General features: G+C 74.5%; 12 protein-coding genes and 2 pseudogenes. 7 read left to right on the top strand and 7 right to left on the bottom strand.

The genetic code is table 11. From position 1 onward, the window contains the following. Positions 1–94: 94 nt before the first annotated feature. Positions 95–1,057, bottom strand: a pseudogene (locus tag GA0070613_RS34410) (ATP-dependent helicase); the annotation flags it as partial. A gap of 63 nt (positions 1,058–1,120) precedes the next feature. Between GA0070613_RS34410 and GA0070613_RS16885 the strand changes: the two are divergent. Then, positions 1,121–1,993 carry a carbohydrate kinase family protein gene (locus GA0070613_RS16885; protein ID WP_089013182.1) on the top strand — a complete coding sequence of 291 codons (873 nt, stop codon included), beginning with the start codon at positions 1,121–1,123 and terminating at the stop codon, positions 1,991–1,993. Positions 1,994–2,120: 127 nt separating this feature from the next. Beyond that, a complete protein-coding gene (locus GA0070613_RS16880) occupies positions 2,121–2,327 on the top strand; it encodes a hypothetical protein (RefSeq protein WP_089013181.1) in 207 nt (68 codons plus the stop codon). Positions 2,328–2,352: 25 nt separating this feature from the next. Here GA0070613_RS16880 and GA0070613_RS16875 read toward each other — a convergent pair whose 3' ends face one another. Beyond that, positions 2,353–3,504: a polysaccharide pyruvyl transferase family protein gene (locus GA0070613_RS16875; RefSeq protein WP_089013180.1), complete on the bottom strand. Its 1,152-nt coding sequence runs from the start codon at positions 3,502–3,504 to the stop codon at positions 2,353–2,355. Between the two features lie 303 nt (positions 3,505–3,807). Between GA0070613_RS16875 and GA0070613_RS16870 the strand changes: the two genes are divergently transcribed. Both GA0070613_RS16870 and GA0070613_RS16865 read left to right on the top strand, forming a co-directional pair. After that, positions 3,808–4,743 carry a phosphotransferase gene (locus tag GA0070613_RS16870; protein ID WP_089013179.1) on the top strand — a complete coding sequence of 312 codons (936 nt, stop codon included), beginning with the start codon at positions 3,808–3,810 and terminating at the stop codon, positions 4,741–4,743. 92 nt (positions 4,744–4,835) lie between these two features. After that, a complete protein-coding gene (locus GA0070613_RS16865; protein ID WP_089013178.1) occupies positions 4,836–5,579 on the top strand; it encodes an SDR family NAD(P)-dependent oxidoreductase in 744 nt (247 codons plus the stop codon). A gap of 27 nt (positions 5,580–5,606) precedes the next feature. On the opposite strand, the gene GA0070613_RS16860 is transcribed toward GA0070613_RS16865, so the two are convergent. Further along, positions 5,607–6,404, bottom strand: a complete 798-nt coding sequence (locus GA0070613_RS16860) for an alpha/beta fold hydrolase (RefSeq protein ID WP_089013177.1) — start codon at positions 6,402–6,404, stop codon at positions 5,607–5,609. Between the two features lie 132 nt (positions 6,405–6,536). Between GA0070613_RS16860 and GA0070613_RS16855 the strand changes: the two genes are divergently transcribed. Continuing rightward, entirely contained in the window at positions 6,537–7,088 is a 552-nt protein-coding gene (locus tag GA0070613_RS16855) for a uridine kinase family protein (protein ID WP_172875998.1), read from the top strand. A 126-nt stretch (positions 7,089–7,214) separates the two neighbouring features. On the opposite strand, the gene GA0070613_RS32100 is transcribed toward GA0070613_RS16855, so the two are convergent. The 3 genes from GA0070613_RS32100 to GA0070613_RS16845 form a co-directional block, all read right to left on the bottom strand. Continuing rightward, positions 7,215–7,370, bottom strand: coding sequence for a hypothetical protein (locus GA0070613_RS32100; RefSeq protein WP_157746371.1), 156 nt, complete (start codon positions 7,368–7,370; stop codon positions 7,215–7,217). A gap of 72 nt (positions 7,371–7,442) precedes the next feature. Then, positions 7,443–8,933, bottom strand: coding sequence for an NCS2 family permease (locus tag GA0070613_RS16850; RefSeq protein WP_089013175.1), 1,491 nt, complete (start codon positions 8,931–8,933; stop codon positions 7,443–7,445). A 335-nt stretch (positions 8,934–9,268) separates the two neighbouring features. Then, on the bottom strand, positions 9,269–10,033 hold the full coding sequence (locus GA0070613_RS16845; protein ID WP_157746370.1) for a Stf0 family sulfotransferase: 765 nt from the start codon (positions 10,031–10,033) through the stop codon (positions 9,269–9,271). A 254-nt stretch (positions 10,034–10,287) separates the two neighbouring features. Here GA0070613_RS16845 and GA0070613_RS32995 point away from each other — a divergent pair, with 254 nt between their 5' ends. Beyond that, positions 10,288–10,443 carry a hypothetical protein gene (locus GA0070613_RS32995; protein WP_197698911.1) on the top strand — a complete coding sequence of 52 codons (156 nt, stop codon included), beginning with the start codon at positions 10,288–10,290 and terminating at the stop codon, positions 10,441–10,443. A gap of 5 nt (positions 10,444–10,448) precedes the next feature. On the opposite strand, the pseudogene GA0070613_RS34405 reads toward GA0070613_RS32995, so the two are convergent. Continuing rightward, positions 10,449–10,817 (bottom strand): annotated as a pseudogene (locus tag GA0070613_RS34405) (MFS transporter); the annotation flags it as partial. A gap of 79 nt (positions 10,818–10,896) precedes the next feature. Here GA0070613_RS34405 and GA0070613_RS16835 point away from each other — a divergent pair. Beyond that, positions 10,897–11,382 carry a GNAT family N-acetyltransferase gene (locus tag GA0070613_RS16835; RefSeq protein WP_172875835.1) on the top strand — a complete coding sequence of 162 codons (486 nt, stop codon included), beginning with the start codon at positions 10,897–10,899 and terminating at the stop codon, positions 11,380–11,382. The last annotated feature ends 261 nt before the right edge of the window (positions 11,383–11,643 follow it).

Here is an 11,643-nt window from a genome sequence, read left to right as displayed (position 1 = left end):
GGCCGAACTCCACCCGCCACCGCCCACCCTGCGCCACCACGGCGGTGGGGTCGGCCGGCACCACCAGCAGTGGTTCGGCGATCTCGTCGGGATCCGGCTCAACCAGGCGGAAGCTGGCCCGCACCGGGCCCCCGGCGGCGTCGCGCTGCCAGGCGTCCAGCTCGGCGCGGAGGGTGTCCAGCCCGGCCGGATCGGCGGTGAACTCCCGGCGCTCGCCGGTGAGCGCCGCCAGCCAGGCCGGCACCGGCCCGCCCGGCCGGAGGCCCCGGGTCAGCGCGGTCCCCGCGAGGGCGGCCCGGGCCGCGGCGTCGGTCAGCGCGTCCAGCGCGTCGGCGACCAGCGCGCCGGGCTCGACCAACCCACCCGGCTCGACCCGCGCACCCGGCCCTACTGGCGCATCCGGTTCGACCTGGGCGGGCGGAGCGGCGGCGGCGCGGGCGGCCGGCGGCAGCGCGAGGGCCAGGGACCGGGCCCAGCCGGCGTCCGTGCCGGTCAGCAGGGGCCGCCAGACCGCCCGGGCGGTCACCCCGTCGGCGTCGTCCACCGGGCCGGGCCGGGCCGGCGGGTCCGCGCTGGTAGTCGGCGCGGCGCCGGCCGGGGACGCGACGCCGGGCAGCACCCGGCCGCGGGTGACCAGGTCGGCGGCGAAGTCGGCCAGTTCGGCCAGGTGACGCAGGTCCGCCCCCGGCACGGCCGCGCCGAGGTCGATCTCCCGCAGCACGGCGAAGGCGGCGTCGGGGGCGTACGTCAGGGCGGGGACCCGCCAGCCGGCGAGGGCGACCCGGCCGCGGACCGGTTCCGCGACGGCGGTCCGGACCAGCTCCGGCGAGTCGAGCGGCGAGCCGGCCCGGGTGGGGAGGGTGAGCAGGACGGAGGTGGCCCGGGCCGGGAGGTCGCCGAGCACCCCGGCCAGCGTGGCGTGGCCGGCGGCGAACGGGTGCGGCCGCTCGCGCGGGACCCGGCCGGGCCGGCGCGGCGCCCGCGCCGGCAGCGTGCTGTCCTCGGCCCAGACGGCGAGCCCGACGCCGGACAGCCACACCCCGTGGATGACCAGCACGCACTCCCCCTCGTCGACGCCCGGGGCAAGGATAGGCGGCCCGGCCCGGCTACTGTCGGCGCCATGTTCGATCTGCTCGTGATCGGCGGCCTCGGGGTCGATGTGCGGACCCGGGTGCCCGCGCTCCCGCTGCCGGCCGCCGACTCGCTGACCGTGCCCCCCATCGACCTGCGGATCGGCAACACCGGCGCCGGGGTGGCGCTCGCCGCGCACGCGCTGGGCCTGCGGGTGGCCCTGGTGGACGTGCTGGGCGCCGACCCGGCCGGGGACGTGGTCCGGGCGGCGCTGGCCCGGACCTCGGTGCACGCCGTGCTCGCCGACGCCCCGGCCGGCACCCGCCGCTCGGTCAACCTGGTCGACTCCGGCGGCCGGCGGATGTCCCTCTACGATCCGCGGCCCTGGCAGGGGCCACCGCCGTTCCCGCCAGACGCGCTCACCGCGCTGGTCCGGGAGGCGGCCCACGTGCACGTGTCGATCATGGACTGGGCGCGCGACGCGCTGCCGGTCCTGCGCGCCGGGCTCGCCGAGGGCGTAGGGCTCTCCACCGACCTGCACGACTGGGACGGGGACAACCCCTACCACCACCCCTTCGCCGAGGCGGCGGACCTGGTCTTCGTCAGCGGGGTTCGCCTCGGTGACCGCGCCGAAAAGCTCGCGGCGGAGCTGGCGCCCCGGACGGTGCTGGTGACCGGCGGGGAGGCGGGCGCGACCCTGCACCCGGCGGACGGCCCACCGGTACCGGTGCCCGCGGCCACCCTGCCCGGCGCGGTGGTCGACAGCAACGGCGCGGGCGATGCGTTCGCCGCGGGCCTGATCGCCGCCCGGCTGCGCGGCGCCGCCCTGCCCGACGCGGCCGGGTACGCCGCCCGGGTCGCCGCCGCCGCGTGCACCCACGACGGGATGGAGTACCCGCCCGGGCTGCTGCCACGGGGTTGAGCCGGCGGCCGGTCAGCGCGCGCCGGTCTCGCCGTCGGTCAGCTCGCGGAGGATGTCGGCCCGGTGGAAGCGGCCCGCTGCCCCGCTATCCGCTGCGGGCCGGCGGCGTCCGGGGCAGGATGGGCCCATGGCATCCACGGTGCAGATCCCCCTGGCGGGCGGCGCGGCCGATGGCGAGACCGTCACGGTCGAGCTGGACGGCAACGGCCGTCCGCCGCTGACCCACCACCACCTCGGCCCGGAGGGGCTGGCCGAGGCGCAGATCTACGAGCTGGAGTCGGACGACCGGGCGGGCCGGCCGTGGATCTACAACTGGCGGGGGCCGGCGCTCTGACCGGCCGGCGGGGCGCCGGGCCGGCTCAGGCCGCGTGAACCCCGGTCAGGCGGCGGGAGCGGATGCTCTCCAGCACCCCCCGGGTGACCTGGGAGGTGCCCCGGGCCTGCTCGCACACCTCGGCCACCAGGCGGGCGGTCTCGTTCGCCCGGGCCTCCCGCTCGTCCCACAGCCGGTCCACCTCGGCCAGCAGCGGGCCCTCCACCTCCCGCTCCACGCCGCGCAGCGCCGGCACCCCGAGCCGCTGGGCCAGGTCGAAGACCTTTCCGGCGTACGGCAGCGGCAGGAACGGCGTGCCCACCATGGCCGCGAAGATCAGGAAGTGCAGCCGCATGCCGACCGCGAGGTCGAAGTGTTTCATCAGCCCCAGGATCTGGCGGGGCATGTAGTCGCCGTGCAGGACCCGGCCCCGCTCGGCGGCGACCATGTGCGACATCACGCCGTGGGCGTGCCGGATGTCGTCGCGTTCCATCGGCACGAACAGCACGTACGCGTCGATCCGGTGCACCAGGAAGTCACTGATCTGGGCGAGCAGCCGGTGGTAGCCGTCCACGTCGAGGCGTTCCGCCGCCCGGCCCGGCTCGCGGACGCTCAACCCGACGAGCCGCTTGCCCTCCGGGACCCCCTCGTCGCGGAGCCAGCTCGCCGGGAAGTCCTCCGGTTCGAGCAGGAACGCCGGGTCGGCGGTGACGGTGATGGGGTTCACCAGGCCGGCCTCCTCGAGCACCATCCGGGACTCCTGGTCCCGCACGGTCACCTCGGTCGCCCCGGCCAGGGTTTCCCGGACCATGCCGGTGTCCACCCCGTCGCTGAGCGGCCCGACCCCCACCGCGTATGTGAGCAGGGGCAGCCCGCGTTCCTGGGCGACCCGGACCACCCGCAGGTAGCGCCGGGCCTCGCGGTCGTAGAGGATGCCGCCGCCGCCCAGGATGAGCAGGTCCAGCTCGGACAGGGTCACCGACGAGTCGGCCCGGCTGACGCCCTCCCAGGGCACCGCCTCCACGTCCGGGTGGGCCAGGGCGGTGTGCGCCGGGTTGCGGGAGAAGACGATGATCCGCGCGTCCGGCTCCTGGTGCCGCAGGTCGGCCAGGAGCCCGCTGAGGATCGCCTCGTCGCCGAGGTTGCGACCGCCATACGAACCGAGCAGACCGATTGTCAGTCCGTCGCCATCCGTCATCGTCGCTCCTCCCCAGGTGCGTCTCCGGCCGGTTTCCCGCTGCGCCGGTGGACATACCTGGGCGCGTGGCCAGCCCGCCGCCGCACCGACCAGGCGGGACACCAGGGCGGAAACCACCTGATCCGTGTCGAAGCGGGGCCATCCCGTCGAAGATCCGCTCGCCGACGGCGCCGAGCAGCGCCGTGCGGGACGGGAAGTAGTTGGACGCGCGACCCTTCGCCAGTGAACCGGTGATCCTCCGCTACGCCGCGACGCCCCGGTAATCGGCTTGCCCGCCGGGGCGGCCGGACCCACCGTGGAGGGATGGCGAGCGCGACGAAGACCCGGATCGGCTGGGCCGACCTGCCGACCGACGTCCGGGCCACGGTCGAGGAGATCCTGGGCGACCGGGTCGTCGAGGCGGTGTCCCAGCCGGGCGGCTACTCCCCCGGCACCGCCGACCGGGTCCGCACCGCCGGCGGTCGGCGAGCCTTCGTCAAGGCGGTCAGCCCGGCGCAGAACGACCGCAGCCCGCACCTGCACCGCGCGGAGGCGCGGATCGCGGCCGCGCTGCCGCCGTACGCGCCGACGCCCCGGCTGCTGGGCAGCCACGACGACGGCGAGTGGGTGGCCCTGGTGTTCACCGACGTCGACGGCCGGCATCCGGCCACGCCCTGGCTCGCCACCGAGCTGGCCGCCGTGCTCGCCGCCCTGGCGGACATGGCCGCGACGCTGACCCCGGCGCCGGTCGCGGCCGTGCCCACCGCGGCCGAGCAGCTCGGGTACGACTTCGCCGGCTGGCGGCGGATCGCGGCGGACCCGCCGGCTGACCTGCCGCCGTGGGCCCACGCGCGCCTGCCCGAACTGTGCGCCGCGGCGGACCATGGACTCGCCGCGCTGGCCGGCGACACGCTGTGCCATCTGGACGTCCGCGCCGACAACCTGCTGGTCGGCCCGGACGGCACGGTCAGCGTGGTGGACTGGCCGTGGGCCTGCCGGGGACCGTCCTGGTTGGACACCCTGCTCCTGCTGGTGAACGTCCGGCTGCACGGCGGCCACGACACCGAGGCGCTGCTGCGCGACCTGCCGCTCACCGCCGGGGTGGACCCGGCCGCGCTGACCGGGGTGCTGGCCGGTCTCGCCGGCTTCTTCATCGACGGGTCCCGGCAGCCGCCCCCGCCCGGCATCCCGACGGTCCGCGCGTTCCAGCGGGCCCAGGGCGACGCGCTGCTGCCCTGGCTCGCCGAGCGCCTGGGCTGAGAGCCGGCGGGGCCGCGCCGAGCAGCGCCGGTGCCGAACGAGACGTCCGATCTCCGCCGGACCCGCGCCGCCGCAACGGCGATGCTCGTCTCATGACGACCACACTGGACGGAAAAGTCGCCCTTGTCACCGGGGGCAGCCGGGGCATCGGCGCCGGGATCGCCGTGCGCCTGGCCACCGAGGGCGCCGACGTGGCGCTGACCTACCAGCGGGACGCCGACCGGGCCGCGTTGGTGGTGAAGCAGATCGAGGCGCTGGGCCGGCGGGTACTGGCCGTGCGGGCCGACAGCGCGGACCCGGACGCGGTACGGGTGGCCGTGGACCGGACGGTCGAGGAACTGGGACGACTCGACATCCTGGTCAACAATGCCGGGGTGTTCCTGGTCGGCCCGGTCGATGAACTCGGCCCCGACGAGCTGGACCGGACGCTGGCGGTCAACGTCCGGGCACCCTACGTGGCCGCGCAGGCAGCGGCCCGGCACATGACCGACGGCGGCCGGATCATCAACATCGGCAGCAACGTCGCTCGCCGGGCCCCCTTCCCCGGCCTGGCGCTCTACTCGATGAGCAAGACTGCGCTCGTCGGCCTGACGAAGGGGCTCGGCCGGGAGCTGGGTCCGCGTGGAATCACCGTCAACCTGGTGAACCCGGGTCCGACCGACACGGACGCCAACCCGGCGGACGGCCCGAACGCCGCGGCGATCAGCGGCCTCACCGCCCTCGGCCGGTACGCCGCACCGGCCGAGATCGCGGCGATGGTCTGCCACCTCGCCGGCCCCGACTCCGGCTACGTGACCGGGGCGACCATCGACGTCGACGGCGGCTTCGCGATCTGAGCCGCTGGGCGGGACGTCCCGGGCGGATCAGGCCGGTGAGCGCACCTCGTGGGTGAGGAACGGCAGGACGGCGGCGGGCAGCGCCGGTGAGGTGACGATGTCGTAGTGGGTCAGGCCGGGCAGCACGGCCAGCCGCGCGGCCGGACGGTCCGAGCCGTCCCAGCCGGCGTCCCGGTGACCGCCGCCCAGCAGCCCGAAGAACTCCGCCATGTGGCTCACCGGGACCGAGTCGGCGTCGGCGAAGACCAGCATGACGGGCATGGCGAGCGCAGCCACCTCCGCCGACCAGTCGTACTCGCGGCGGAGCAGGTCACCGGTCTTGGCCCAGAGCTTCGGCCAGTCCTCCGGCCGCGGCGCGACGCGGGCGTAGAGCTCGTGCGGCGGGGTGCCGCGCATCTGCTCCCCGACCCGCTCGTCCTGGGTGGCCATCGCGGCCAGCACCTCGGCATACCAGCCCAGCCGGCGGCAGGGGGTGGAGACCAGCACCAACCGACGGACCAGCTCCGGGTGCTGGATCGCGGTCCGCAGCGCCACCCCGCCGCCGAGCGAGTAGCCCAGCAGGTCGGCCCCGGGCAGGTCGAGGTGCCGGAGAAGAGCCGCGACGTCGTCGGCCATCGACTCGTACCGCAGCGGCCGGTCGAGGTCTGCGGTGCGGCCGTGCCCCTGCAGGTCGACCGCGATCACCTGCCGGTGCGCGGCGAGGGCCGGCAGGACCGGCGCGAACATCTCCACCGACCCGTACCCGCCGTGGAGCAGCACCAGCGGCCGGCCGGAGCCGTGGATCTCGTGCCAGAGGCGCACCCCGTTGACGTCCGCGTAGCTCACCCTGAATCTCCTCCGTCGGGTCGTGGACCCGTCGCGACCACCGCCGCACTCCGTGAAACGCCGGCGCCGCCCGGAACTCATCGGTGCCGCGAACATCTGGAAAACGGCGGTGTGCCAGAGTGCGACGTGGCCATCCTCTCCGACGACGAACTCCGGGACGAGATCCTCCGCCGTGAGCCGGTCCACGGCATCCGGATCGTCGGCGTGGACGGGCCGAGCGGCGGCGGCAAGAGCCTGCTGGCCCGTCGCTTGGCGGAGCTGACCTCGGCCCCGGTCGTCGAGATCGACGACTTCGTCTCGTGGGACGACTTCGCCGGCTGGTGGCCCCGTTTCGACGAGCAGGTCCTCACCCCGCTGCTCGCCGGCCGGGACGCCCGATACCAGGTACGCGACTGGGCGCGGGACTGGCGGGGTGGCTCGCTGGGCAGCTGGAAGACTCTCCCGTGGCACCCGCTGGTGATCCTCGAAGGAGTCACCTGCACCCGTCGGGAGACGGTCGGCCGGCTCGCGTACGCGATCTGGGTGGAGGCCGATCCGGCCGTGCGGCTGGCGCGCGGCCTGGCCCGCGACGGCGCCGAGCACCGCGACCTGTGGGAACGGTGGATGCGCGAGGAGGCGGCGTTCTTCGCCGCCGACGGCGCCCGGGAGCGGGCCGACCTTCGGGTGGACACCTCGGAACGCTGACCGCGCCGGCGGTGGGCGGCCAGAACAGGCCGATGGCGCCGACGGTCAGGCCGGTCTCCCGTTCGATGATCTGGCGGTGCCCGTACTCGTGGAGGGAGTCGGGTTGCCGGGCGAGGAGACGGGCGATCATGCGGTCACCCTCGGCGGGGAGTCCTCCGCCCAGTGCTGCGGTCGATCGCCGTCGACGACGGCGGCGACCTCGTCGGCCGACCAGGGGCGCAGGACGAGCCGGTCGGTGATCAGGTCGGACGTACGGAAGGAAAGGTTCTCGCGCGGTCGCACTCTACCGCCCGGTGCGGATACGACGCGCCCCCGCTGACTCGGCCGGAGGCAGCGGGGGCGCGTCGGTGCCGGTCAGCTGACGCCGGTGACGGCCTTGACCAGGTTGATGCCGAAGTAGAACACGAACGCCACCGCGACCGCCCACATCAGCGGGTGAATCTGGCGGGCCTTGCCCTGCGCGACCCGGATCGCCACCCAGCTGACGAAGCCGGCGCCGATGCCGTTGGTGATCGAGTAGGTGAAGGGCATGAGCGTCATGGTCAGGAACGCCGGGACCGCCACCCCGACGTCCGAGAAGTCGATGTCCTTGACCTGACGGATCATCAGCGCGCCGACGACGACCAGCGCCGGACCGGCGGCCTCGCTGGGCACCAGCGACACCAGCGGGGTGAGCAGCAGCGCGCCGAGGAAGAGCAGCCCGGTGACCACGCTGGTCAGACCGGTACGGCCGCCGTCCGCGATGCCCGAGGACGACTCCACGTACGTGGTGGCCGAGGAGGCGCTGCCCGCGCCACCGGCGACCGCGGCGACGCCGTCGACGAAGAGCACCTTGCCCAGCCGCGGCATGTCGGTGCCGTCGGCGGTGGCCAGGCCGGCCTGCTTCGCCAGACCCACGGTCGTGCCCATCACGTCGAAGAAGTCGGCGAGGACGAGCGTGAAGACCAGCAGCACGGCGGTCATCACGCCGACGTGCGCGAACGCCGTGAACGACACGTTGCCGAGCAGGTGCAGGTCGGGCGCCTTGATCAGCGGGTCGGGCAGGGTCGGCACGTTGAGCTGCCACCCGGTCGGGTTCGGCTTGCCGTCGACGAACGCCGGGCCCGGCTTGGCCAGCGCGTCGACGATCACGGCGACGACCGTGGTCGCCACGATGCCGATCAGGACGCCGGCCTTCACCTTGCGGGCGACCAGGATGCCGGTGACCAGCAGGCCGACCAGGAAGACGACGGTGGTCCAGCCGCGCAGCGTACCGTCGCCACCGAGCTGCACCGGCACCGTCGTGCCGGCGGCGTCCGGCATCCGCCGGACCAGACCGCCGTCGACGAAGCCGATCAGCGCGATGAACAGGCCGATGCCGGCGGCGATGGCCGCCTTCAGCTCGCCGGGGATGGCGCGGAACACGGCCTTCCGAAAGCCGGTCAGCACCAGCACGGTGATGATCAGACCCTCGATGACGACCAGGCCCATCGCCTCGGCCCAGGTCATCTGGGAGGCGACGGCGTACGCGACGAAGGCGTTGAGGCCCAGGCCGGTCGCCACCGCGAAAGGCACCCGGCCGACGATGCCCATCAGGATGGTCATCACCGCCGCGACCAGGGCGGTGACCCCGGCGACCGGCGCGATGCCGAGCAGGTTGCCGTCGGCGTCCGGTGCGGTGCCGATGATGAGGGGGTTGAGCACGACGATGTAGGCCATCGTCGCGAAGGTGGTGAGCCCGGCGAGCACCTCACGCTTGACGGTCGAGCCCCGCCGGGTGATCTCGAAGAAGCGGTCGAGACGGCCGCGCTCGGCGGGTTCCGTCGGCTCGACCGGGACAGCAGGATCCTGCGTAGTCACGCTCATGGCGTGGCTTACTCCGTTCCGGGTTGGCCCGCCGGACGTGCCGGTCGGGCGTGGGGGTGCAGCCGTCCCGGAGCGGTTGGCCCGGAGAACGTCGGAACGGCTGGGCTCCACGGATCCCGTGAAGCACTACGAAGCCGCACCCCGGTCGGGGAGCGACTTCGCCCCACCACCTTAACTGCCCGGTAACGCCGGATGACCTGCCCCTACCCGTGCGCCCGCAGTGGGGGTGGGCAACGTCACCGTCAGCCGACTGTCCAGGACAGCGGGCCGCTCGCCCGGCGCGGCGGTGATCGGGTCCGGATCATGGTCGACGGCCGGCGCGAGGGGTTGATCGGTCACCCGCTGGTTCCCGGTGGGTGCGGCGACATCCGCCACCCCGTCGACCCGGCCCGGTGACGGGCGACCCACTCCGCGTTGAGCGCGTCGGCCTGCCGCTGGTGCCGGGGGCGGATCGTCGCGCCGGCGGGCAGGCCGAGGCCGAGGAAGCCGAGGACCTTCCGGGTCACCCCGGTCGGGTCGCCGGCCAGGTCCTCGTAGCGCACCCGGTGGGGCGTCACGTCGTACGCGGCGAACCACTCCTCCCACGCCGCCTGGTGCGTCTCGATGGTCCGGATCAGCTCGTCGATACCCTCGCCGTCGTACCAGGGTGCCGCGCCGTTCGCGTCCGGGCAGCCGACGTACCAGAGGTCGGTCTGCTCCGCGCGCAGCCACGAGACCGCCTGCGTCAGCACGTCGTCGCGCCGCAGGTGGACGAAGGCGGTCCGCCCGAAGGCACGACGCAGCAGCGCGTCGTCCGCGCCGGCCAGCTCGGGGTGGACCGCGGCCAGTCCTTCCACCACCCGGTCCAGCGTCCCCCACATCAGCTTCGCCCCGAAGACCCCGTTGCCCGTCCGCCCGGCCGCCAGCGCCGCGGCCACGAAGTCGCCGTAGCCCCAACCGCCCGCGGGAAGCCCCCACCGCCCGGCCCAGAGTGGCTCGTCGGGCACCCGGAAGTACGCCTCCGGCCGCCCGGCGACCCCGGTGGAGGCGAGCAGGCCGCAGAGCAGCGAACTGCCCGTCCGGGGCGTGGCGCAGATGAAGTACGAGTCGACGTCGGCCACTCCCCCAGCCAACCGACCGACACCGGCAGAGGCAACCGGATAAGCCGTCAGGGCTGCTACCCGCGCCCAGGGTCAGTCCTGAACGGCCGGGATCGGCGTCGGTTCCGCGGCCGGGGTCGGCTCGGCGTGCCGCGCGGTACGCAGCGGGGAGAGCGCGGCGACCACGGCGGCGACCGCCATGCCGGCCACGCCGACCCAGATCGCCGGCCGTGCGTGAGGACGGTCGACGCCAGGCTGGCGAAGAGGAAGCGCGCGTGCAGGGTGACGGCGTACGGCGCCAGCACCGGGTGCCGGTACACCCAGGCGAGACCTTCGCGCAGTTCGTGGCCGAGGTGGCGGCGGCCCGGGTCTGCTCCATCCGGGCGTTGGCCCGGGTCAGTGCCGCGGTGGGCACGAGTCGGGGCAGGTAGGACTGGTGGGCGGCCTCGTAGAGCAGCGACAGCGCGCCGAAGACGGCGACGAGGACCATCAGCGCGGGCACGCTCAACGCCCCGAGCAGGGCGAGCGCCGCTATCAGGGTCAGCAGCACCGCGCGGGCGACGTCGGTGGCCACCAGGATCGGCCGCCGCCGGTACCGGTCGGCCACCATCCCGGCCAGCAGCCCGAACAGCAGGTACGGCGTCCAGCGCGCGCCGTTGACGAGCCCGACCTCGGCGTCGGTCGCGTCCAGGGTCACGATCGCGATGATCGGCAACGCCACCGTGGTCAGGTACGTCCCGAACGTGGAGACCGCGTCGGCCGCCCAGAACCGCGCGTACCCGGGGTGGCCGGACGGTCGTGTCACCCCCCGGACGGTAGTGCGCCCGGCGGGTCCGTCGCCGTCCGGGCCGACCCGGTCGCCGTCGCTACGTAGGCTGTCCGACGTGATCAGGTTGGAACGGCTGCGGGCCGACCACGCGCCGGCTCTCCTGGCCTTCGAGCGGGAGAACCGGGAGTTCTTCGCCCGGACCGTGCCGGATCGCGGGGACGCGTACTTCGCCGAGTTCGCCGCCCGGCATCGCGCCCTGCTGGCCGAGCAGGACGCCGGCTCGATCCACTTCCACGTCGTCCTGGACGAGCGGGGGGAGCTGATCGGCCGCGTCAACCTCGTGGACGTCGAGGACGGGGCGGCCGAGCTCGGCTACCGGATCGGCGAGCGCGCCACCGGTCGCGGCGTGGCGACGGCGGCGGTCGAGGAGGTGTGCCGGCTGGCCGCCACGGCGTACGGACTCACCGCGCTCGCCGCGGTCACCACCCGGGACAACCCGGCGTCCATGGCGGTGCTGGGACGCACCGGGTTCACCACGGTCGCGGACATCGTCCTCGACGGTCGCCCCGGTGTGCGGTACCACCGTCGACTTGCCGGGTGAGCCCGGCCGGCCGGTGCTGGTGGTGATGGGTGGGCGCAGCAGGTTTCGAACCTGCGATGACTGAGCGCCTGGACTGGGTGGACCGCTACGTCGCTGGCGAGCGAGAGCGGGTCTGGCATGAGATGAGACAGCTGGGCAACGGCGTTCGTGACCCAGTGTTTGCCGCAGAGGCGCAGGCGGTCTGCGACGAGATGGCCCGACGAGCGCGGAGCAACATCGAGACGGTCATCGCGCGCCTACGCCAGCAGGGCTACCGGTTCC

It is taken from the genome of Micromonospora inositola (assembly GCF_900090285.1).
GTDB lineage: Bacteria > Actinomycetota > Actinomycetes > Mycobacteriales > Micromonosporaceae > Micromonospora > Micromonospora inositola.
The sequence above is the reverse complement of the archived record's forward strand: the minus strand, read 5'-3'. Positions and strand labels throughout refer to the sequence as shown.